This window comes from Luteibacter sp. OK325, assembly GCF_003050935.1.
GTDB lineage: Bacteria > Pseudomonadota > Gammaproteobacteria > Xanthomonadales > Rhodanobacteraceae > Luteibacter.
The window spans coordinates 19,670-39,970 of the sequence record NZ_QAOX01000009.1 but is presented as its reverse complement, the minus strand read 5'-3'; the positions used below and the strand labels follow the sequence as shown (position 1 = coordinate 39,970).

Below are 20,301 nucleotides of genomic sequence, written 5' to 3'. Positions count from 1 at the left end.
ATCAGTAGCGCCGGCGGAACATGGCCGCGTCGACAATCGACCACAGATGGATGATCCAGCCGAGCCAGATCACCCAGAGCACGGCGGCCAGCACGAACATGATCAGCGCCTTGAACACGCGCCCCTGCACCAGCTGGCCGAGCCCGGGGATGAAGAAACTGCAGATTGCGGCGAGTACGTTGCCGCCGCTGCCTTGTCCATCGCTCATGTGCAACCCTCCTGTGGGAACGGTCTCATACTAAAGCAGTCGCCGGTGGATGGCGGCGTGCCGTTGACCGTTCGTTAAGTTTGGGTGCCATCGATGCAGAGGAATTGATACAGCGAGCTACTGCGCAGCGGAAGTAACGCTCGGGCGACCCCTTACAATTCTGGCGCGGGAGGTTCTTATCTTCGCCGATGGAAGAACGCGGTAGATCTTCGCGTCGCCCTTTTTCCACGTCATCATGGCCAATGGATACGGCGTACTTTGCGATGTCGACCAGATCCTTCTTCGCCATGCTCATAAAGAGAAGCGCCACGCTACGTTCCTTATTTTCGCCCACGCGGTCCCGCGGCCTTTCGCGCGGCCTTTCGCGCGGCCTTTCGCGCGGCCTTTCGCGCGGCCTTTCGCGCGGATGCTATCACTCGAGCAACGTTTTCCACGGGAGCTTTTTGCTCCTGTCCGGCAGCCTCCATCACATCAGCCCACACGTCGTCTTCGCTGTGCCGTGTGGCGGTGCCCTGCTCTTCTTGCAACAACGCTTCATTGACCTGGGCACGGAACCACGTGTCGTGCTCCAGGGCTGCGGCCGCACGCTTGGCGCGATCGGTTACGTCCGTTCGTCTAAGGTCCAGCCCTAGGGGCCCCTGGCCCGTAAACTTTGGCAGCTACCAATTAGTTGACAGCTTGGCTCGCCCGCGCCGACACTTCGCGCCTTCGCCCCGGGAGCCCACCATGACCGCAGCTATCCGCCACGACTGGTCCCGCGAGGAGGTCGAGCACCTTTTCGCCTTGCCCTTCAACGACCTGCTCTTCCAGGCGCAGACCGTACATCGCCAGTACCACGACCCCAACGCGGTCCAGGTGTCGACCCTGCTGTCGATCAAGACGGGTGGCTGTCCTGAGGATTGCGCCTACTGCCCGCAAGCCGCTCGCTACTCCACCGGGGTGAAAGCCGAGAAGCTGATGAGCGTTGAAGCCGTGCTCGCCCGGGCCCAGGCCGCCAAGGACGCCGGCGCCAGCCGCTTCTGCATGGGTGCCGCATGGCGCTCGCCGAAGGACCGTGACGTGGTCAAGGTGGCCGAGATCGTGGCCGCCGTGAAAGGCCTCGGCCTGCAGACCTGCGCGACGCTGGGCATGCTGTCCCAGCCGCAGGCCGACACGCTGAAGGCCGCCGGCCTGGACTTCTACAACCACAACCTCGATACCGCGCCGGACTTCTACGGCGAGATCATCCATACGCGTGAGTTCCAGGATCGCCTCGACACGCTCGACCACGTGCGCCAGGCCGGCCTGAAAACCTGCTGCGGCGGCATCGTCGGCATGGGTGAATCCCGCGCACAGCGCGCCGGCCTGCTGACCACGCTGGCGAATCTTCCCGAGCACCCCGAGTCCGTGCCGATCAACCGCCTCGTGCAGGTCGCCGGCACGCCGCTGGCCGGCACCGAGGCGCTGGATCCGTTCGAGTTCGTGCGTAGCATCGCCGTCGCACGCATCACCATGCCCGCCTCTGTCGTGCGCCTGTCCGCCGGTCGCGAGACCATGGACGACGCCCTGCAGGCACTGTGCTTCGCCGCGGGCGCCAACTCGATCTTCTACGGCGAGAAGCTGCTGACCACGGGCAACCCGGACGTTGAGCACGATCGCCGTCTGTTCGAACGCCTCGGCCTCAAGCCGATGGAAGTCGAGATCGAGCCGGGCACGGTCCACGCGGACATCGTCGAACGCGCCGACGCGGCGTGAGCCGTCCGGACCTCCGTGCCCGCGTGGAAGGCGCGCGGGCACAGCGCGAGCGGGACGGCCTGCTGCGCCGCGCGCGCACCTGCGAGGTCACGGCGGATGGCCATCGTCTCGTCGATGGACGGGCGCTGGTCGACTTTTGCGGCAACGACTATCTCGGTCTCGCGCGCCACCCTGACCTCGTCGCCGCGCTGACCCGCGCCGCCGTCGTCGAAGGTGTCGGCACGGGCGCAGCTCATCTCGTCTCCGGTCATCGCGGCGAGCACGCGGCACTCGAGGAAGAGCTGGCGGACTGGACCGGGCGCCAGCGCGCCGTGCTGTTCTCTACGGGCGTGATGGCCAACCTCGGCGCCTTACAGGCACTGCTGGGTGCGGGCGGCCTGCCGGGTCGCGGCGACGCGTTGTGCGTGCAGGACCGCCTGAATCACGCGAGCCTGATCGACGGTGCTCAACTGGCCGGCGCGGAGCTCCGCCGCTACCCACACGGCGATGCCGAGGCCGCCGCGCGCCAGCTGGATGCGCGGCCTGACCACCCAGCCTTGCTCGCCACCGACGGCGTGTTCAGCATGGACGGTGATGTCGCGCCCCTGGCGGCGCTGGCGACGCTCTGCCGGAAGCGCCACGCCCTCTTTTATGTCGACGATGCTCACGGACTGGGCGTGCTGGGCCCCCAGGGTGCCGGCAGTGTCGCCGCGGCCGGCCTCGATACGAAGCAGGTGCCGGTGCTCATGGGCACGCTGGGCAAGGCGCTGGGCACGGCCGGCGCCTTCGTGGCGGGTGATGCCGCCCTGATCGAGGCCATCGTCCAGTTCGCGCGTCCCTACATCTACACGACGGCGATGCCGGCCGCGCTGGCGGCAGCGACCCGCGCATCATTGCGCCTCGTGCGGGCCGATACAGACGGCCGCCGTGAGCGACTGGCGGCAAATATCGCCCGGTTTCGAGCGGGTGCCGCGCAGCTTGGCCTGGCCGTGACGCCTTCGCAGACCGCCATCCAGCCGCTACTCGTCGGCTCGGCAGAAGCCGCCCTGGCCGCCTCGCGCGCCCTGGAAGCTTCTGGGTTTCTCGTCGTCGCGATCCGCCCGCCCACTGTGCCGCAGGGCGCGGCGCGCTTGAGGATCACCCTCTCCGCGACGCACTCGCCCGGGCAGATCGACGCCCTGCTGGACGCCCTTTCCCGGCTTCCGGGTCCGGCCGGGAACGCCGCCGTATAATGGGCGGCCGCGTCCCCTCAGCCATGCCCATGTCGATCCTCAACATCTCCGCCTACAAGTTCGTCGGTCTCGACGACCTGGACGCGCTGCGCTCGCGCATGGTCGAGCGCTGCACCGCCCTGGCTCTGAAGGGAACGATCCTGCTTGCGCCGGAAGGCATCAACCTGTTCCTGGCCGCACCGCGCGAGGCGATCGCCTCCTTCGTGAACTGGTTACATGAAGATTCGCGCTTCGCCGACATCACGCCGAAGGAGAGTCTTTCCGACGAGGCGCCGTTTGGTCGTATGCGCGTGCGCCTGAAGAAAGAAATCATCACCATGCGTGCGCCGTCGATCCGTCCCGAGGAAGGTCGCGCGCCGCATGTGCTGCCGCTGGACCTGCGCCGCTGGCTCGACCAGGGCCACGACGACGACGGTCGTCCGGTCGTCCTGGTCGACACGCGCAACGACTACGAAGTCTCGGCGGGCACGTTCGAGAACACGGTCGAATACGGACTGTCGAGCTTCACCGGCTTTCCCGAAGCCATCGCCGCGGACCGCGCGCGCTTCGACGGCAAGACCGTGGTCTCGTTCTGCACCGGCGGCATCCGCTGCGAAAAAGCGGCCATCCATATGCGCGAGATCGGCATCGACCACGTCTTCCAGCTCGAAGGCGGCATCCTGAAATATTTCGAGGAAGCCGGCGGCGCTCACTGGCGCGGCGACTGCTTCGTCTTCGACGAGCGCGGTGCGGTCGACCCGACACTTGCGCCAAGCGACACCCCGTGAGCGGACTGCACATCGAGCGTCATGGCGATGGCGACACGCCGCTGGTGCTGATCCATGGCTGGGCCATGCATGGTGGCATCCTCTCGCCGCTCGTCGACGCGCTGGCATCGCGCTACACGATGTACGTGGTCGACCTGCCCGGGCACGGCTATTCGCGCGACTGCGATATCCCGCTCGAACCGGTGGCGTGCGCGCGGGCGATCGCCGCGGCGACCCCACCGGCCGTGTGGATGGGATGGTCGCTCGGCGGACTCATCGCTCTCACCGCCGCCCTCGACCTCCCCGACCAGGTGACCTCGGTCGCCGCCCTGTGTTCCACGCCACGCTTCGTCCGCACCGAAGGCTGGCCCTATGGCAACGACGCCGCCATGGTGGAAAAGCTCGCCGCCGATCTGGAAGCCGATTACCACGGTACGCTGGAGCGCTTCATCGCCCTCGAAGCCATGGGCAGTGCCGATCCACGTGCCGAAGCCCGCCGCCTGAAGGAAGAAGCCTTCTCCCGCGGCGAACCCAACCCGCGGGTGCTGATGGAAGGTCTTCGTCTGCTCGAGAGCGCCGACCTGCGGCCACGTTTGTCAGGACTGCGGCAGCGCAGCCTCTGGATGGCGGGACGGCGCGACCGCATTGTTCACCCCGAGGCCATGCGTTGGTGCGCCGAAGCCGCTGGCGGCCGCTTCGAGGAAATCGCCCACGCCGGCCACGCCCCCTTTATCGGACACGCCACCGCCGTGGCCGATGTCCTGACACAGTTCACCGAAGCAGACGCATGAGCGATTTTCATTTCGACCGGACCCAGGTCAGGCGCAACTTCGGTCGCGCCGCCGGCACCTACGAGAAACACGATGCACTGCAACGCGAGGTGCAGTCGACCCTGGTCGATCGCCTCGACATGTATGAGCAGGTTCCCGAGATCATCCTGGACGTGGGCGCCGGCACCGGTCGCGGCAGCGCGGCGCTGAAGAAGCGCTACCCCAAAGCGCAGGTGATCGCGATGGATCTCGCGTTGCCGATGCTACGCCAGGCGAAACAGCACAGCAGCTGGCTGAAGCCGTTCTCCCGCGTCGCCGCCGATGCGTACACGTTGCCGATCCCGGACCACAGTGTGGACATCCTTTTCTCCAACCTGTGCTTCCAGTGGTGTGAGGACATCGGCCGCCTGTTCACCGAATGCGCCCGCGTGCTCAAACCCGGCGGCCTGCTCACGTTCTCCACCTTCGGCCCCGACACGCTCAGCGAGCTGCGCGCCGCCTGGGCGGAATCCGACCAGCACGCGCACGTGGCACGCTTTCTGGACATGCACGACGTCGGCGACGCCATGCTGTCGGCCGGCCTGCGTGACCCGGTGCTGTTCGCCGAGCGCTATACGCTTACCTATCCCACGCCTCGTGCGCTGCTGGACGAACTGCGCGGCCTTGGCGCAAACAACGCCGACGCCGATCGCCAGCGCGGACTCACTGGCAAGCAGCACTACCGCCGCATGCTCGACGCCTACGAGGCGATGCGCAGCGATGGCGTGATTCCCTCGACCTGGGAAGTGGTGACGGCCCACGCATGGGGACCACCGGCCGGGCAGTCGCGTCGCGAAGGCAGCGGCGAAATCGCGAGCTTTCCCATCGAGAACCTGCGCGGATCGCGGCGGAAAACGCCGTTCTGACGATCACTGGTCAGCGACAAGCGCGGTGCTGGCATCCGGTTTCGTGGCCGTCGACCATGCCGGTCGCCTGCATGACCGCGTAACAGATGGCCGTGCCGGCGAAACGAAATCCCCGCTTGTAAAGAATGGCGCTCATGACGTCGGATTCGTCGCTTCGCGCACGCATCCCAAACGCAGTGCGGGGCGCTATGCGAGCGCTTTCGCTGTCAAGGAAGGCACATAGAAAGGTGAACAACGAGCCCTCGCTTTCGATCAGCCGAAGCCCTGCCCGCGCATTACCGCGCACCGAGGCGATCTTGAGACGGTGACGGATGATGCCCCGATCACGACGCACCACGGCGAGGTCGTCGTCGGTCATCGCGGCGATCCGCGCCAGGTCGTAATCGTGGAAGACGCGGCGATAACGTTCGCGTTTCGCAAGCACGGTGCGCCATGTCAAACCGGCTGCCGCTCCGCGCAACGTGATCAGCTCGAAGAGCTTTCGGTCGTCGTGGATCGGCAATCCCCACTCGGTATCGTGATAGACGCGTTCGGCGTCGCTTTGTTCGGCCCAGGCGCATCGCATGCCCTGTCTCGCACGTCCTGAAAGAGTAGCGAGAATAGCCACGCCAAATGGCCGGGGATGTCCGCTTCAGGTGGCGCACCGCGTGCGAATGCTTACCAGGGAAGGTCATCCAGATCGACGTTGCCGCCAGTCAACACCGCACCGACGCGACGCCCGGCCACACGCTCCGGATATCGCAGCAGCGCGGCAAGCACCGTCGCGCTCGACGGCTCGACCACGATGCGCAGTTCGGACCAGAGCAGGCGCATGGCGGCGACAACTTCGGCATCGCTGACACGCAACACGGTGACGCCCTGCTCGCGCAGCACGTGGAAGTTGGGCTCGCCAATCAGCGTGCGCAGGCCGTCGCATATCGTATTGGCGGTGAACGGTCCGACCCGTTCGTCCGCTTCCAGCGAGCGCGCGGCATCGTCGGCGCCTTCGGGCTCGGCACCGAACAAGACCATGGCTGGATCGATGCCGTGCGCGGCGATCGAACAGCCGGAGGCCAGCCCACCACCGCCAACGGGAAAGATGATCGCGTCGATCCTGGGGCACTGGCGAAGCAACTCCGGCACCAGCGTTCCCTGCCCCGCCATCACTCGCGAATCGGCATAGGGATGGACAAGGGTCGCACCGGTGCTGGCGACGAGCTCGGCCGCCTTCGCCTCACGGGCTGCGGTGGTCGGCGCACAGCGGTGCACGGTGGCGCCTGCCGCAATAATCGCGTCCACCTTGGTTTTCACGGCACCTTCCGGTACGACGACATGCGCCGTGATTCCACGCGTGCGCGCCGCCATGGCCAGTGCATTGCCGTGGTTGCCGGACGAATGCGTCACGACGCCGCGTGCGGCGTCCTCGTCACTCAGTGACCACACGGCGTTGGTCGCACCGCGAAACTTGAAAGCGCCGCCCCTTTGCAGGTTCTCGCACTTGAACATGACAGCCGCGCCGACCAGAGCGTCGATTCGGTCGCTTCGCATCGCCGGTGTCACCAGCGCGTAGGGAGCGATACGTGCGGCGGCGTCGCGCACGTCGGCAAAGGTGGGCAAGGTCACGTATTAAACTCCACGCCACAGACGAAGCGACGCTCCTGACCGGCAGCCAGCGTGATCAGCGGCGCGCAATCGTCGCGATTGAAAGCGTCCGGCATGCATTCCATCGGCTCCAGCGCGACCGACTTACGCGCGTCGCGATCGGCGGTGTCCGAGGTGAACACGAGCATCACCCCTTTCTCCTGCCACACGGCGATACCCGCGCCCGTCTTCGGATCGCGAAGATGCGTGCGTGCCTTGCCATCGGTGTCCAGCTGGAGATCGGCGTAGGTGTGGTTGAGCTCGGTACCGCCGATGGCGCGCGCCTTGCGAAAGTCGAGCGAACGGTCGGCCTTGTCCATCGCCTGCCAGGCGCTGGTGCCGGGCAGCGGAATGAAATCCTTGTCCGTAGCGATGATCTTGTCCGCCGGCACGTGCAGTTCCCAGGTCTCGATCGGGTTGTCCGAGAGACGGAAGTACGGGTGCCAACCGAAGAAGGTCGGCGCGGCATGCTCGCCGACATTGCGCGTCTTCGCTTCCACCGTGAGCCCGCGCTCGTCGAGGGTAAATGTCACACTGAAATCGAGTGCGAACGGGTAGCCGGGATTGACGCGCGGACGGATGGCCGCGGTGAAAAGCGTGACCGAAGCCCTGTCGTCATCGGCGTGCTCACGTTGCACGTCGAAAAGCGTTCCGCGAAGGAACCCATGGCGACTGGCGCGATCGGCGCCGACGGCACCTGGCTGCAAATCGTAGGTGGTTCCTTCAAAGGTGTAACGCGAGTCGTTAACGCGGTTGGCGAACGGCGTCATGATCGCGAAGCGCGACCCCTTGTGCCCGACCAGTTCCTTTTCGTCGCGAAAACCGTCGGTGACGGTACGCTGCCGGTCGCTTAGGCGAGTGCTGATCGAAAGCACGGTGGCGCCGCGCCGGGCGATCCGGACCTCACGGTCGGCATCGGCATCGACCAGGACCACCAGTTCGTTGGCGCCCAGGGTGGAGCGCGTCACGCTGAATCGGGACATGGGGAGGCTTCCTTTTGACGAATCCGACCGCATGTTAGCCTGCCTGTCAGACCAGAACATGTGTTGTCTTACTGCCATGAGTGATCGTTCCGACGCCCCCACGTCCGTCATCCGCCTCGCCGACTACCGCCCGCCCGCATGGGCCGTGGAAGAGGTGGCGCTCGAGTTCGACCTCGGCATCGACCATACCGAGGTCACCAGCCGCCTGACCCTGGTGCGGCAGGCCGACGAGCCTATCCGTCTCAACGGCGAAGGTATCGAGTTGCTCGAGCTGACGCTGGACGGCCGGCAGCTAGGCGACGGCGAGTACATCCTTGCCGACGGCGTGCTGGAAGTCGCGGTGGATGCGGACCGCTGCACGCTGGGCGCCCGCGTGGCCGTCCGGCCCGCGGAGAACACCGCCTTCGAAGGCCTGTATCTCTCCGGCAGCCGCGACCGCGGTTTCCTGCTGACCCAGTGCGAAGCCGAGGGCTTCCGCCACATCACGTATTTTCCGGATCGCCCGGACGTTCTTTCGAAGTACACGGTGACGCTGCGCGCCGACCCGGTGCGCTTCCCGGTGCTGCTGGCCGGCGGCAATCCGGACGGCGCGGGCGAACTGGCCGATGGCCGCCACTGGGCACGCTTCGTGGATCCTCATCCGAAGCCGAGCTACCTGTTCGCCCTGGTCGCCGGACGCCTCGAGCGAATCAGCCATGACTACACCACGGCCGATGGGCGCGCTGTCGCGCTTCACATCTGGGCGGAAGCCGATGTCATCGATCGCTGCGACTACGCGATGGACTCGCTCATCCGCAGCATGCAATGGGACGAGCGCACCTACGGGCGCAATTACGACCTCGATGTCTTCCACGTCGTCGCCACCCATGATTTCAACATGGGCGCGATGGAGAACAAGGGTCTCAATATCTTCAACGCGAAGTACCTGCTGGCCGATCCGGACTCGAGCACCGACGACGAGTACCGTCACGTGGAAGCCGTGGTCGCGCACGAGTACTTCCACAACTGGAGCGGCAATCGCGTCACCTGCCGCGACTGGTTCCAGCTCAGCCTGAAGGAAGGCCTCACCGTATTCCGCGAGCAGAGCTTCTCCGCGGACATGAACTCGGTGTCGCTCAAGCGTATCGAGGACGTCGCGCTGTTGCGCCGCGCACAGTTCCCCGAAGACGCCGGCCCGCTGTCGCATCCGGTGCGCCCGTCGCAATACAGCGAGATCAACAACTTCTACACCGCCACCGTCTACGAGAAGGGCTCCGAGCTGGTCCGTATGCTCGCTGGCCATCTCGGCCGTGACGGTTTCCGCAAGGGCATGGATCTCTACTTCGATCGCCATGACGGCGATGCAGCCACGATCGAGGATTTCCTGAAAGCCCTCGGCGATGCCAACGGCAGCGACCTGTCCACGTACCTTGCCTGGTATAGCCAGGCGGGTACGCCGCGCCTGACAGCCGAAGCACGTTATGACGCCGCGCAGTCGCGCTACCGTCTCACCCTGCGCCAGCGCACTCCGGCCAGCGCAGGGCAAACGGTGAAACAGGCGCTGCCGATTCCTGTCCGTCTGTCGCTGTTCGATGCGTCGGGCAAGGCGCTGCCGCTCCGGCTCGAGGGCGAAGCTACGGCCGGCGCCAGCGAACGCACCATCGTGCTCGACGGCGCCGAGCGCAGCGTGGTCTTCGAGGACATCTTCAGCGCGCCCGTGCCGTCCTTGCTGCGCGGATTCTCGGCCCCGGTGATCCTCGAATTCGATTACGCCCCGGAAGAATTGGGCGTGCTGCTTCGTCACGATCCCGACGGCTTCAACCGCTGGGAGGCCGGACAGCAACTCGCGGGCCTTGCCTACGACGACTGCCGCGACGGCAAAGTCGAAGGTGCGGCGATTGGCGCCTGGACGGCGGCCCTCGCCCAGCTCTTCGCCGACCCCTCGGTCGAAGACGCCTTGCTGGCCGAACTGCTCACCCCGCCCGGCGAGATTGAACTGGTCGAGCGACAGCCCGAGCGCGATCCGGACCGCATCCGCGCCAGCCGGCAGGCCATGCTCCGGGCGCTGGCCAGCAAGATCGGCGTGCCTGCCCTGCGTGCGCGCTACGACGCGCTACGCGCGGCCGCTAGTGCCGCGCTCGACGCGGCAAGCCAGGCGCAGCGCCAGCTGAAACGACGCGTGCTCGACCTGCTTTCACTGGTCGACGAAAGCGAAGCGCGTGACCTGGCTCGCGCGCAGTACGACGAAGCGCCTGGCATGACGGATCGCCTTGCCGCGTTAGCCACACTGGCAACCATCGATCCGGATGCCGCCACTCCGGCGTTCGCCCATTTCCGCCATCGCTACGAGAGCAACGCCCTGGCGTTGGACAAGTGGTTCGCGGTGCAGGCGCAGCTACCGGGCGACACCGCCCTGGCGCGTATCCAGTCGCTGGAGCGCGATGATGCCTTCACGCTGAAGAACCCGAATCGCTTGCAGTCGCTGCTGGGCAGTTTCGCGCGTGCCAATCCGAGCGGATTTCATCGCGCGGATGGCGCGGCCTATCGCTGGCTGGCGGATCGCCTCGTCGCCATCGATGCGCTCAATCCGCAGGTCGCCGCGCGCGTGGCGACGGCCTTCAATGGCTGGAAGCGCCTGGAGCCCGTGCGTCGTGAAGCGGCGCATGCGGTCGTCGCGGAGCTGGCGTCACGCAAGGATCTCTCGCGCGACCTCACCGACATTCTTGCCCGGGTGGCCCTGGGCTGAGCCCAGGGTCAGTCGTCCATCCCGGCAAGCGTTTCACGTATGTGTGCGAGGCGCTGCTCGATGCGCGGACGCAGGCGACCCTGTTCGGCCTGATTGCGTTCGTCGAGTTGCTCCATGGCCATTTCCAGGCTACCCATTTCGATGAGCAGGTCGTGGTGGCGGAGCATGGGTTCATTGGTGGACATGACAGCATTCATGGCGTCTCGCCTCTTTACTCGTGGGTCACGATGTTGCGATGCATCGGCCGTGCCACTCGCTGTGGCGCGAGAAAAAATGTGCGCTGGATCACATCGAATCTCGCATCGAGGGAGAAACTGACGTACTGCGTCACCAATTGCCGAAATCGAGCACTACGTTGACGAAAAAGTCACACACAGTTCATTCGATCGGTGTATGTTCAATTCAACGAAAAAAAGCCGAGGCTTTGGCCTCGGCTCTTCGTGCCAGTCACTCGGTTTCTGGCGCCCGGCAGCACGGTCATCCTGGATTCCCCCTGTTCCTGAGACCGCCGGGCGCCAGATCTCATTCGTTCAATCGAATGGGGCATCCTTGCCCGCATCCCGCTTCCTCCTCCCGGCACACGACCAAACCCCTGTCGTTCGGTCTCGGCGCGCGTGTTATCGCGCAGCGTCTGCCCGGGTGAAGTGCACGGAATAGGAAGCACAAGCCGTGCCAAGCCCTGTCGAATGCCGATCACGCTGCAACGCAGCGTGGCTCGCCCGGCAGGCGTAAAATGACCGCCTTGGCCCTACGCCCGAAACCCTGACCATGCTGCATAAAGAAACCTACGACGTCATCGTGGTCGGTGGCGGACACGCCGGCACCGAAGCCGCGCTTGCCTCCGCACGCGCCGGCGCACGCACTCTGCTGCTCAGCCACAACATCGAAACGATCGGGCAGATGAGCTGCAACCCGGCCATCGGCGGCATCGGCAAGGGGCATCTGGTCAGGGAAATCGACGCCCTCGGTGGCGCCATGGGCCGCGCCGCGGATCGCGCCGGCATCCAATGGCGAACGCTCAACGCATCCAAGGGACCGGCCGTCCGGGCGACACGTTGCCAGGCCGACCGCTCGCTCTACAAGGCGGCCATCCGTCTCATGGTGGAAACGCAGCCCAACCTGGTGCTGTTCCAGCAAGCTGTCGACGATCTCATCCTCGTCGATGGACGCGTCGCCGGCGTACGCACGCAGATGGGCCTCGATTTCCATGCGCCCGCCGTGGTGCTGACCGCGGGCACCTTCCTCGCCGGCAAGATACACATCGGTTCCGCGCAATACGCCGGTGGCCGCGCGGGCGATCCGCCTGCGTCGACGCTTGCAGCAAAACTGCGCGAGCTCCCCGTGGCCGCCGACCGGCTGAAGACAGGAACGCCCCCGCGTATCGACAGCCGCAGCATTGACTTCTCCGTGCTCGAGGAGCAGCCCGGCGACGATCCCATGCCGCACTTCTCGTACATGGGATCGGCGGCGGAGCATCCGCGGCAGGTGAGCTGCTGGATCACCCACACCACCGAAGCCACGCATGAGTTGATCCGCGGCTCGCTCGACCGGTCGCCGCTGTATAGCGGACAGATCGAAGGCGTCGGCCCGCGCTATTGCCCGTCGATCGAAGACAAGGTGGTCCGCTTCGCGGACAAGACCTCGCACCAGATCTTCGTCGAACCGGAAGGCCTCGATACCTTTGAGATTTATCCGAACGGCATTTCGACCTCGCTGCCCTTCGACGTGCAGTACGCGCTGGTGCGGTCGATCCCGGGTTTCGAGCGCGCGCACATCACGCGGCCCGGTTATGCCATCGAATACGATTACTTCGATCCGCGCGGCCTGCATCCGTGGCTGGAAACCAAGGGCATTCCGGGACTCTATTTCGCCGGGCAGATCAATGGCACCACCGGTTATGAAGAAGCCGGTGCGCAGGGGCTCATCGCCGGCATGAATGCCGCGCTTGCCGTGCGCGGCGAGACGCCGTGGTGTCCGCGCCGCGACGAGGCCTATATCGGCGTCCTCATCGACGACCTCACGACGAACGGCACCGTTGAGCCGTATCGCATGTTCACTTCGCGCGCCGAGTACCGACTGCACCTGCGCGAAGACAACGCCGACCTGCGCCTTACACCCCACGGCTACGCGCGCGGCATCGTTTCCGAGGAGCGCTTCCGTCGCTTCGAAGCCAAGCGGGACGCGGCCGAGCACGAGACGGCGCGCCTGCGCGGCATCTGGGCGGCACCGACCAATGCGCTGGGCGCAGCCATCGAGCGCTCGCTCGGCATCGCGGTGAGCCGCGAGACGCATGCGCTCGACCTGCTCCGTCGTCCGGAACTGAACTACGCCACCCTGACCGGTGTTCCCGAGTTGGGACCGCCGGTGGATGACGCCGAGGTGGCAACCCAGGTGGAAGTGCAGGCGAAGTACTCCGGCTACCTGGAGCGCCAGCGCGACGAGATCGAGCGCCAGCGCCGCCACGAAGCCACGGCCATTCCCGATGGCTTCGACTACGACCGCGTGCGAGGGCTCTCCGCCGAGGTCCTGCTCAAGCTGAAGCGGGCGCTTCCGGTGACGATCGGTCAGGCGTCGCGCATCAGTGGTGTCACGCCGGCGGCGATCTCGCTGCTGCTGGTCCACCTGAAGCGCCGCGCCGCGTAGGCGGCACCCGTGCCAACCAGCAGTCGGCGGCGCTTCGGTCCATCTGGCATCATCGGCGCCTGTCAGTGCATCAGTGAGAAGGTCGACCCCTATGCAAGTCTGGATCGGACGTAACGGCGAGCGCTTTGGCCCCTACACGGACGACGAAATCCGTCAGTGGCTGCGCGACGGCACCTGCCGTCCCGACGAGCTTGGGTGGTACGACGGCATGGTCGACTGGCGCCCGCTGGGTGAGCTCTTTCCGGAAGAGCGTCCCGCGGCGGTCGCCGACGGTGTGCCGCCCATGCCACCTTCCCCGCCACCCTTTCTTGGCGTCACCGATGTGGCCGCGCCGGAGTACGCCGGCTTCTGGCTGCGCTTCGGTGCCTGGGTGATCGACTACCTCATCCTCATCGTGCCGTTCACCGTTATAGCCCTGAGCATGGGCCTGGGTGCCGTCATGACCACCGTGATGGAGCAGATGAAGACCGATCAGGTCGCTGCGCTGGAAGCCTATGCAACGTCCGTCCTGCCGATTACCTACGTGCTGATGGTTATCGGCTTCGTGTATTACACGCTGTTCGAGGCTTCGAAGTGGCAGGCCACGCCAGGAAAGATGGCCGTGGGCATCCGCGTCACCGACACCGACGGACAGCGCATCTCGATTGCCCGTAGTGCCGGCCGCAACGCGGTGCGCCTGACCAACGTGCTGCGCTTTCCCGTGCCACTTCCACTGATCTGCTACGTGGTCGCCGCGTTCACCGAGCGCAAGCAGGGCGTGCATGACCTCCTGGCCCGCACCTACGTGCTGACGGGCCGCGCCGAACAGGTCTCAGTGGCCACCGTCGCCCCACGCGGCGGCGAGAACGGTCGCTTCGACGCCTGATTGCGCTTCCCCCACCCCGGCCACCGGGCCGGGGTTTTCCTGTGCTTGCTATCATCCACGGCTCGAACCGACGTTTCGGCCGGCCGCGCAACGCACAGGAACCACATGCAGAGCATCGAACAACGAATTGCCCAGGACATCGCCGCGAAGCCCGAACAGGTGCGCGCAGCGGTGGAACTCCTTGACGGCGGCGCCACCGTGCCGTTCATCGCCCGCTACCGCAAGGAAGTGACCGGCGGTCTGGACGACATTCAGCTGCGTCTGCTCGAAGAGCGCCTGCGCTACCTGCGCGAGCTGGAAGACCGCCGCGCGGCCATCCTCGACAGCATTGTCGAGCAGGGCAAGATGACCGACGCCCTCAAGGCCGACATCCTCAGCGCCGACACCAAGGCGCGCCTGGAAGATCTCTACCTCCCGTTCAAACCCAAGCGCCGCACCAAAGCCCAGATCGCCCGCGAAGCGGGCCTGGAGCCACTGGCGCTCGGTCTGCGCGAAGATCCCACGCAAGACCCGGACACCTTCGCCGCGGGCTTCGTCGACGCCGAGAAAGGTGTGGCCGATACCAAGGCGGCGCTGGACGGCGCGCGCGCCATCCTCATGGAGACGATCGCAGAGGACGCCAGCCTCGTCGGCGAACTTCGCGACTGGCTGTGGGACAAGGGCCAGATCCGCGCCGTCGTCGTCGCCGGCAAGGAGAACGAAGGCGCCAAGTTCCGCGACTACTTCGACCACAGCGAAGCGGTGTCGAAGATTCCCTCGCACCGCCTCCTCGCGCTGATGCGCGCGCGCAACGAAGGTGTGCTCGAGATCGACCTCAATCCCGGCGTGGACGCCGACCAGGGTCATGCCGAGGGCGAAGGCCGTGTCGCCGCGCGTGCCGGTATCGTCAACCGGAACCGCGCCGCCGATGCCTGGCTGCGCGAAACCGTGCGACTGACCTGGCGCGTGAAGCTGCATCTCCACCTCACGCTCGATCTGTTCGGCCGCGTGCGCGAAGGTGCCGAGGACGAAGCCATCCGCGTGTTCGGCGACAACCTGAAGGATCTCCTGCTCGCCGCACCCGCGGGCGCGAAGACCGTGATGGGCCTCGACCCGGGCATCCGCACCGGCTGCAAGCTGGCAATCGTGGACGCGACGGGCAAGCTGGTGGCGTACGACACGATCTACCCGCACGAACCGCGCAACCAATGGGATCAATCCGTGGCGCGCATCGCGCAGCTGTGTAATCAGCACGGCGTGAATCTCATTGCCATCGGCAACGGCACCGCCTCGCGCGAGACGGACAAACTGGCGGCGGAAGTTATCAAGAAGCACGCCGACCTCAACCTCGCCAAGGTGGTCGTCAGCGAGGCCGGCGCGTCGGTGTACTCCGCGTCCGAACTCGCCTCCAAGGAATTCCCTGACGTCGACGTGTCCATCCGCGGCGCCGTCTCCATCGCGCGCCGCCTGCAGGATCCGCTGGCCGAGCTGGTGAAGATCGAACCCAAGGCCATCGGTGTCGGCCAGTACCAGCACGACGTGAACCAGGTGAAGCTCGCGCGCGCGCTGGACGCCCGCGTCGAAGACTGCGTGAACGCGGTCGGCGTCGACGTCAACACGGCATCGGCACCACTGCTCGCGCGCGTTGCCGGCCTGTCCAGCAGTGTGGCCGAGAATGTCGTCAAGCACCGCGATGCCAACGGTCCGTTCCCGAGCCGGAAGGACCTGTTGAAGGTGCCTCGCCTCGGCGACAAGGCCTTCGAGCAGTGCGCCGGCTTCCTGCGCATTTCCGCAGGTAGCAATCCGCTCGATGCGAGCTCGGTTCACCCCGAGGCGTATCCGGTGGTCGAGCGCATCCTCAAGCAGTGCGGTCGCGAAGTGAAGCAGGTGATCGGCGATACGTCCTTCCTGCGTAACCTCAAGGCCGAGGACTTCACCGATGCCACGTTCGGTGTGCCGACGGTGCGCGACATCCTCAAGGAACTCGAGAAGCCCGGTCGTGATCCGCGCCCCGAGTTCGTTGCACCCACCTTCGCCGAAGGCGTCGAAGACCTCAAAGACCTGAAAGTCGGCATGGTGCTCGAAGGCCGCGTGACCAACGTCGCGGCTTTTGGTGCCTTCGTCGATATCGGCGTCCATCAGGACGGACTGGTTCATGTGTCCGCGCTGTCGCACACCTTCGTCAAGGATCCGCGCGATGCGGTGAAGGCTGGCGATGTGGTCAAGGTCAAGGTCATGGAAGTGGACCTGCCCCGCAAGCGCATCGCCCTCACCATGCGCCTGGACGACGTGCCGGGCGAAGCGCGCAGTGGCCGTCCCGCCCAGCGCGACGACGCTGCAGCCGGCGGTGGCGGCGGTGGCGGCGGTGGTAACCGTCGCGGTGGCCAGGGTAGCGGCGCCAGCCGTCCCGCGCAGCCGCCGAAGCCCGCAGCGGCACCGGCGAACAGCGCGTTCGCCGACGCGTTCTCGCGCGCCCAGAAGAAGTAAGGCATTGCATCTACCCGGCCGCTTCGAGGCCGGGTAGATGCCACTCCTTTTCGGCAAAACCCTAGAATTTCCTCAATGCGGAAGCTCGTTGTGTGAGCCGGCTGTGCCGGCGATGGGCGTTGCCGCTAAACCGCTCCGTTGGTTTTTCGCCGCTGAAGCGGCTCCCACATTTTTCGGTGCGGCGGCGCAGCATGCGCCGGCGTATGGCTTCCATTACCGTAACGTTTCTCTAACGCCCCACACACGGAGTGAACCACATGCGTATTCGCCATCTTGCCGGTGCCATCGGTGCCGCCCTTCTGTTCAGTGCCGGGGCGCACGCCGACGGATTCCAGCAGGTCGTATCGTTCGGCGACAGCCTGAGCGATAGCGGCAACGTCGCCATTCTTTCCGGCTCGCCGGTGCCCGTGCGTTTCACGACCAACCCGGGCACGACCGCTGTCGAGAACATCGCCACGTACTTCAACCTGTCGCTGACCCCGTCGCTGTCCGGTGGCACCGATTACGCTTTCGGTGGCGCCCGCGCCGCCATTGCAAACCCGGTCCCGGCGACCTCCACGCAGATCCAGCAGTACCTCACCGCGAACGGCGGCAAGGCTAACCCGAACGCGCTCTACACCATGTGGATCGGCGCGAACGATCTCCTCGCCGCCACCGCCAACCCGGCGACCGCGCAGGTCGTGGTCGCCACCGCCGCGACGCAGGAAGTCGGCCAGATCAAGGCACTGCAGGCTGCCGGCGCGAAGACCATCGTCGTCTTCAACCTGCCAGACGTGGGCAAGACCCCGGCCGCCCTGTCCCAGGGTGCCGCAGCTTCCGCAGGCATCACCCAGCTGACCCAGGTTTACAACGGCATCCTTTCCGGCGGCCTGGCCTCGGCCCAGCGCGGCATCGTGCCCATCGACACCTATGCCCTGCTCAACGAAGTCATCGCCAGCCCGGGCACGTACGGCTTCACCAACGTGACCGTGCCGGCCTGCACCACGGCCAGCTCGATCACCTGCACGCCGGCCACATTGCGTGATCCGAACGCTGCCTCCACCTACCTGTTCGCCGACGGCATCCACCCGACGACGGCGGCGCATGCCCTGCTCGGCCAGTACGCGATCTCGGTCATCACCGCCCCGCAGAAGATCTCGCTGCTCGGCGAAGCCGGCCTCGCCACGAGCGATGCGCACACCCGCGTGCTGCGCAACCAGATGATGGCCGACAACTTCGGTGCGGACACCCGCGTCTTCGCCTCGGCCGACTACGGCCAGCAGCGGTTCAAGTCGACCGACACCTCGCCGAAGGCTGACAGCGACAACGTCAACCTGACCGTCGGTGCCGATGCCAAGGTCAACGAAAACATCTCGGTAGGCGTCGCCATGGGCGTGGCCTCGACCAACGCCGACTTCTCGGGCGGCGGCGGCTACAAGATGACGGACATCATGGGCTCGGGTTACGCGTTCTATCACGCCGGTGGCGGTTACATCGGCGGCTTCGCCAGCTTCGGCCAGCTGAGCTTCACCGACATCGATCGTCGCATCGACCTGGGTACCGCCCGTCGCACGGAAACCGGCAAGACCGACGGTTCACACGTTGGCGGCGGCCTGCAGGGCGGCTGGTGGTTCGGCAGCGAAACGCTGAAGACCGGTCCGTTCGCCAGCCTCACGTTCGAGCAGCTGCGTGTGTTCGGCTATAACGAGTACGGCGGCGACAGCACCGCGATGAACTTCGGCAAGCAGGTCCGCAATGCCCGTATCGAAACCGCCGGCTGGCGCGTGCAGGGCTCGTGGCAGTCGGGCAACACCGTGCTGCATCCGTTCGCCGAAGTGGCCTACAACCACGACGGCCGTGCGGACGCCCGCTATGTCACCGCAGGCCTCATGAGCATGAGCGGTCGCTTCGAGGTTCAGGGGTTCACCCCGGACAAGACCTGGGCCACGGCCGACCTCGGCCTCACCGCCGACTTCAGCCAGACCTGGAGTGGCTGGGCCGCCTACAGTGGTCGTTTCGGCGACGACACCCAGCGCAACAACAGCCTGAACCTCGGCGTGAAGATGGCATTCTGATCGAACCCATCGCTGATGGCCGGCTCCTCTGATGGGGGGCACCTGCTGATGTAGGAGCCGCTTCAGCGGCGAACCCTCAGGGGTTGATGTAACGAACGAGGCTTTGCATCGCATCGTGCCGGTGGCTCAACCGCTCGCACGATGTCGTGCAAAGCCTCATTCGTATCTGCGGCAGCCTGAGGGTTCGCCGCTGAGGCGGCTCCTACAGTTCCGCCAATAAAAAACGCCGGAACTAGGCCGGCGTTCTTCATCAAACCGAAGTGGCGCTTACTTCTTGCCGCCGGCCTTCGAGTACATCGCGTCCGCCTGCTTGCGCAGGTCGTTGGCGGCGTCGTCGGAGAGGACGTCGGTCTTGTTGCCTGCCTGATTTTCCTTCAGCACCAGCTCGCCGGCATCGTTCCAGCCCGCGCGCTCGGTCGCGGTCGGTTTGCCATCCTTGCTCGGCTTCTTCTCCTGGACAACGACCCAGGGCTTGCCATTCTTGTAGGCGAAGTCGGTCGCGGTGAAGCCTTTGTCGCCGTAGTCGACGAGCTCACGCACGAACTGGACATCGTTGCCCTTCTTGAAGATCTGCCAGCCATGGGACTCGCCGTCTTTCAGCGCGGTGCCCTGGGTGACCTTCATGCCGCCGATGTTCTTCTTGACGCTGTTGAAGCCGCTGAGCTCCTTCTCACCCGGGGTGGCTTCGCCCACCAGCTGGATGTTGGCGACGTTCTTCGCGCCCTTGGTCAGCACCGGGGTCTTCAGCGGCGACGAGTAATGACGGTCGCCGTCCTGCAGGGACACCTCGACGATGTACATGTCGTTCGGGTTGAGGTCGGTGGCATTGAAGTCGAGCTGGAACTGCGCCGGCAGGGTCACCGGGGCGATCGTCTTGGTGGCCAGCGGCTGCGAGCCTTCGGCGCTGACGTCGATCAGCTTGAGATCAAGCTTGGCGTCGGGCGAAAGCTGCGCGCCCGCATCACGCAGGGACACACTGCCGGTGACGGCGTTGGCCGGGCCGGTCGCCTCAGGCGTACCACCCGCGGCCTGCTGGCCGTTATCGGAAGAGCCGCCGCAACCGGCGAGGGCCAGTGCGGCCACGGATGCGAGCGACAAGAAAATCCTGCGCATGGTCGAACCTCGTAACGGAACGGAAAGAAGGTATGGGTCACGGAAGATACGCGCGCGCATGGCGCAAGACCTTCCGGGGGGAACCTTGGAGCATACCGGCAAATGCGCCCTTGGAAAAGTCAAGGGTGAAAATCCCTAGGAATTCGTAACTGGGAGCCTGTTGGCAAGCTGGCAGTCATAAATGCCGAAAAACGGCAAACGCCTGATCGGCAACCGGTTTACGAACAGACCACTTTCAAAAAAAAGGCCACCCGAAGG

At 65.7% G+C, this 20,301-nt stretch carries 17 protein-coding genes; 10 read left to right on the top strand and 7 right to left on the bottom strand.

Annotation, left to right across the window (positions count from 1 at the left end):
• Position 1 precedes the first annotated feature (1 nt).
• Both C8J98_RS17705 and C8J98_RS21975 read right to left on the bottom strand, forming a co-directional pair.
• Positions 2-208 (bottom strand): hypothetical protein, encoded by a 207-nt coding sequence (locus C8J98_RS17705; protein WP_107914514.1) that lies wholly within the window; start codon positions 206-208, stop codon positions 2-4.
• A gap of 25 nt (positions 209-233) precedes the next feature.
• Positions 234-518 (bottom strand): hypothetical protein, encoded by a 285-nt coding sequence (locus tag C8J98_RS21975; RefSeq protein WP_146171664.1) that lies wholly within the window; start codon positions 516-518, stop codon positions 234-236.
• Between the two features lie 416 nt (positions 519-934).
• Between C8J98_RS21975 and bioB the strand changes: the two genes are divergently transcribed.
• Genes bioB through bioC form a run of 5 tightly spaced genes read left to right on the top strand, consistent with a single transcriptional unit; the run spans position 935 to position 5,574 of the window.
• Positions 935-1,942, top strand: coding sequence for a biotin synthase BioB (gene bioB, locus C8J98_RS17695; RefSeq protein ID WP_107914512.1), 1,008 nt, complete (start codon positions 935-937; stop codon positions 1,940-1,942).
• Positions 1,939-3,153: an 8-amino-7-oxononanoate synthase gene (gene bioF, locus C8J98_RS17690; RefSeq protein WP_107914511.1), complete on the top strand. Its 1,215-nt coding sequence runs from the start codon at positions 1,939-1,941 to the stop codon at positions 3,151-3,153. Before bioB ends, bioF begins: the two co-directional genes overlap by 4 nt.
• A 29-nt stretch (positions 3,154-3,182) precedes the next feature.
• Positions 3,183-3,920 carry a sulfurtransferase gene (locus C8J98_RS17685; RefSeq protein ID WP_107914705.1) on the top strand — a complete coding sequence of 246 codons (738 nt, stop codon included), beginning with the start codon at positions 3,183-3,185 and terminating at the stop codon, positions 3,918-3,920.
• Positions 3,917-4,690, top strand: coding sequence for a pimeloyl-ACP methyl ester esterase BioH (gene bioH / locus C8J98_RS17680; protein WP_255417751.1), 774 nt, complete (start codon positions 3,917-3,919; stop codon positions 4,688-4,690). Before C8J98_RS17685 ends, bioH begins: the two co-directional genes overlap by 4 nt.
• Positions 4,687-5,574, top strand: a complete 888-nt coding sequence (bioC, locus tag C8J98_RS17675) for a malonyl-ACP O-methyltransferase BioC (RefSeq protein WP_107914510.1) — start codon at positions 4,687-4,689, stop codon at positions 5,572-5,574. Before bioH ends, bioC begins: the two co-directional genes overlap by 4 nt.
• 10 nt (positions 5,575-5,584) lie before the next feature.
• Here bioC and C8J98_RS17670 read toward each other — a convergent pair whose 3' ends face one another.
• The 3 genes from C8J98_RS17670 to C8J98_RS17660 form a co-directional block, all read right to left on the bottom strand.
• A complete protein-coding gene (locus tag C8J98_RS17670) occupies positions 5,585-6,139 on the bottom strand; it encodes a DNA-3-methyladenine glycosylase I (protein ID WP_107914509.1) in 555 nt (184 codons plus the stop codon).
• Positions 6,140-6,231: 92 nt separating this feature from the next.
• Positions 6,232-7,176, bottom strand: a complete 945-nt coding sequence (locus tag C8J98_RS17665; RefSeq protein WP_233260275.1) for a pyridoxal-phosphate dependent enzyme — start codon at positions 7,174-7,176, stop codon at positions 6,232-6,234.
• Positions 7,173-8,177 carry an aldose epimerase gene (locus C8J98_RS17660; RefSeq protein WP_107914508.1) on the bottom strand — a complete coding sequence of 335 codons (1,005 nt, stop codon included), beginning with the start codon at positions 8,175-8,177 and terminating at the stop codon, positions 7,173-7,175. Before C8J98_RS17660 ends, C8J98_RS17665 begins: the two co-directional genes overlap by 4 nt.
• Before the next feature lie 76 nt (positions 8,178-8,253).
• Here C8J98_RS17660 and pepN point away from each other — a divergent pair, with 76 nt between their 5' ends.
• Complete coding sequence (pepN, locus tag C8J98_RS17655; RefSeq protein ID WP_107914507.1) at positions 8,254-10,902, top strand: aminopeptidase N; 2,649 nt, start codon at positions 8,254-8,256, stop codon at positions 10,900-10,902.
• 8 nt (positions 10,903-10,910) lie between these two features.
• Here the strand turns inward: pepN and C8J98_RS17650 are convergent, their stop codons facing one another.
• The gene (locus C8J98_RS17650) at positions 10,911-11,099 is read right to left on the bottom strand and encodes a hypothetical protein (protein ID WP_107914506.1); all 189 of its coding nucleotides are present in this window, start codon (positions 11,097-11,099) and stop codon (positions 10,911-10,913) included.
• Between the two features lie 571 nt (positions 11,100-11,670).
• On the opposite strand from C8J98_RS17650, the gene mnmG reads away from it, so the two are divergent.
• The 4 genes from mnmG (at position 11,671) to C8J98_RS17630 (ending at position 18,930) form a co-directional block, all read left to right on the top strand.
• The gene (gene mnmG / locus C8J98_RS17645; RefSeq protein WP_107914505.1) at positions 11,671-13,545 is read left to right on the top strand and encodes a tRNA uridine-5-carboxymethylaminomethyl(34) synthesis enzyme MnmG; all 1,875 of its coding nucleotides are present in this window, start codon (positions 11,671-11,673) and stop codon (positions 13,543-13,545) included.
• A 91-nt stretch (positions 13,546-13,636) separates the two neighbouring features.
• Positions 13,637-14,410 (top strand): RDD family protein, encoded by a 774-nt coding sequence (locus C8J98_RS17640; RefSeq protein ID WP_107914504.1) that lies wholly within the window; start codon positions 13,637-13,639, stop codon positions 14,408-14,410.
• 105 nt (positions 14,411-14,515) lie between these two features.
• Positions 14,516-16,876 carry a Tex family protein gene (locus C8J98_RS17635; RefSeq protein ID WP_107914503.1) on the top strand — a complete coding sequence of 787 codons (2,361 nt, stop codon included), beginning with the start codon at positions 14,516-14,518 and terminating at the stop codon, positions 16,874-16,876.
• Between the two features lie 257 nt (positions 16,877-17,133).
• Positions 17,134-18,930, top strand: coding sequence for an autotransporter domain-containing protein (locus C8J98_RS17630; protein WP_107914502.1), 1,797 nt, complete (start codon positions 17,134-17,136; stop codon positions 18,928-18,930).
• Positions 18,931-19,197: 267 nt separating this feature from the next.
• Here the strand turns inward: C8J98_RS17630 and C8J98_RS17625 are convergent, their stop codons facing one another.
• On the bottom strand, positions 19,198-20,043 hold the full coding sequence (locus C8J98_RS17625) for a YbaY family lipoprotein (protein ID WP_107914501.1): 846 nt from the start codon (positions 20,041-20,043) through the stop codon (positions 19,198-19,200).
• Between the last annotated feature and the right edge of the window lie 258 nt (positions 20,044-20,301).

Excerpts from the sequence above, each read along its gene's own strand:
- C8J98_RS17705 (WP_107914514.1), bottom strand. The coding sequence starts at position 208 with ATGAGCGATGGACAAGGCAGCGGCGGCAACGTACTCGCCGCAATCTGC.
- bioB (WP_107914512.1), top strand. The coding sequence starts at position 935 with ATGACCGCAGCTATCCGCCACGACTGGTCCCGCGAGGAGGTCGAGCAC.
- C8J98_RS17685 (WP_107914705.1), top strand. The coding sequence starts at position 3,183 with ATGTCGATCCTCAACATCTCCGCCTACAAGTTCGTCGGTCTCGACGAC.
- bioC (WP_107914510.1), top strand. The coding sequence starts at position 4,687 with ATGAGCGATTTTCATTTCGACCGGACCCAGGTCAGGCGCAACTTCGGT.
- C8J98_RS17670 (WP_107914509.1), bottom strand. The coding sequence starts at position 6,139 with ATGCGATGCGCCTGGGCCGAACAAAGCGACGCCGAACGCGTCTATCAC.
- C8J98_RS17660 (WP_107914508.1), bottom strand. The coding sequence starts at position 8,177 with ATGTCCCGATTCAGCGTGACGCGCTCCACCCTGGGCGCCAACGAACTG.
- pepN (WP_107914507.1), top strand. The coding sequence starts at position 8,254 with ATGAGTGATCGTTCCGACGCCCCCACGTCCGTCATCCGCCTCGCCGAC.
- C8J98_RS17650 (WP_107914506.1), bottom strand. The coding sequence starts at position 11,099 with ATGAATGCTGTCATGTCCACCAATGAACCCATGCTCCGCCACCACGAC.
- mnmG (WP_107914505.1), top strand. The coding sequence starts at position 11,671 with ATGCTGCATAAAGAAACCTACGACGTCATCGTGGTCGGTGGCGGACAC.
- C8J98_RS17640 (WP_107914504.1), top strand. The coding sequence starts at position 13,637 with ATGCAAGTCTGGATCGGACGTAACGGCGAGCGCTTTGGCCCCTACACG.
- C8J98_RS17635 (WP_107914503.1), top strand. The coding sequence starts at position 14,516 with ATGCAGAGCATCGAACAACGAATTGCCCAGGACATCGCCGCGAAGCCC.
- C8J98_RS17630 (WP_107914502.1), top strand. The coding sequence starts at position 17,134 with ATGCGTATTCGCCATCTTGCCGGTGCCATCGGTGCCGCCCTTCTGTTC.
- C8J98_RS17625 (WP_107914501.1), bottom strand. The coding sequence starts at position 20,043 with ATGCGCAGGATTTTCTTGTCGCTCGCATCCGTGGCCGCACTGGCCCTC.